Annotated in this window: 1 protein-coding gene; it reads right to left on the bottom strand. The window is 60.2% G+C overall.

Translation table 11 applies throughout. The annotated features are described in order from the left end of the window. Window positions 1–44: 44 nt before the first annotated feature. Window positions 45–1,228, bottom strand: a protein-coding gene (locus CJ028_RS20065; RefSeq protein WP_105036974.1) for an IS3 family transposase whose coding sequence is annotated in 2 segments (ribosomal slippage) — window positions 45–967 and window positions 967–1,228 — 1,185 coding nt in all. Because the reading frame shifts where the segments join, the coding sequence is not laid out codon by codon here. Between the last annotated feature and the right edge of the window lie 69 nt (window positions 1,229–1,297).

Here is a 1,297-nt window from a genome sequence, read left to right as displayed (position 1 = left end):
TGACCTGCCGCGGGCATTTCGGACAGCGGAATTAGTGGTTTCTTCTACGCTGCCAATGCTGGCTGTTGATAACCATAATGGACTTCATTCGGCCGGCGATAACCGAGTGCGGAGTGCCGGCGTCGACTGTTGTAAAACCCTTCGATATATCTGATGACGTCGCTGCGAGCTTGTGATTTCGTGGCATAGGCGGTGCGATAAACACGCTCGTTCTTGAGCATCGAGAAGAAACTCTCGGCCATGCTGTTGTCCCAGCACACGCCGGTGCGGCCCATCGAAGAACGCATCCCTAGGCCGGTCACCAGCGCCCGAAACTCGGCCGATGTGTAAACGCTGCCCCTGTCGGAATGCCAAATCGCGTCCGGCTCAATCAGAGTCGTCGCGGCGGCGTTCCGGAGGGCATCTGCGACGAGTTCGGTACGCATGTGATCTGCGATCGACCAGCCGACGACCTTCTTCGAATAGCAGTCGATGACGGTCGCCAGGTAGATGAACCCTTGCCAGGTATGAATGTAGGTAATGTCACCGACGAACTTCACCCCGGGGCGGCCTGCAGTGAAGTCGCGTTTGACGAGGTCGGGCATGCTCGCGGCCGCCGCGGCGTCGGCTTGAGTCGTGATGCGGAAGGGCCGCGGTTGGCAGGCCACGAGGCCGATCTGGCGCATGAGTTGCCGCACCAGCTCGGGTGAGCACTCGGTCTGCTCGGCGCCCAGGTCGGCGTGAATCCGGCGGTATCCGTAGGTGCCGTCGGATTCTTCGAAGAAGTGCTGAATCCGGGCGATCAGGGCCTCTCGGCGGGTCGCGGTCGCGGACTGCGGCCGGATTGCCCAGTCATAGAAACCGGACGTGGACACGGCCAGCCAGAGGCACATTTTCACGACCGGATTCTGGTTGGCGGGGTCCGATTTTTGGGAGTCGATGTACTCGTACTTGCTCACTACCGCTGCTCCCGCGCGAAGTAAGCGCTGGCTTTTTTCAAGAAGGCGGTTTCCGCCCGCAGCTCGTGAACTTCCCGCTCGAGCTCCTTCAGTCGGGCCCGTTCCGAGACTGTCAGGTCGGCTTCGGTACCGCCGTTCTCCTCGCGGTATCTGTTGAGCCAGTTCCGAAGAGACTCAGCGCCGACGCCATACGCGGTGGCGACGTCCTTGATCGGTTTGGAGGTATTGATCACCTCACGGCACAGCTCGTCTTTGAACTCCTGGGTGAAACGCCTACGTGCTGCGGTCATGCTGATCTCGACTTTCAGTGATCCCTCATTTTAAGAGGGCCCACTGTCCGAGATATCCGCGGCAGGTCA

Source organism: Cryobacterium aureum (assembly GCF_002954245.1).
In the GTDB taxonomy this organism is placed as follows: Bacteria; Actinomycetota; Actinomycetes; order Actinomycetales; family Microbacteriaceae; genus Cryobacterium; species Cryobacterium aureum.
The sequence above is the reverse complement of the archived record's forward strand: the minus strand, read 5'-3'. Positions and strand labels throughout refer to the sequence as shown.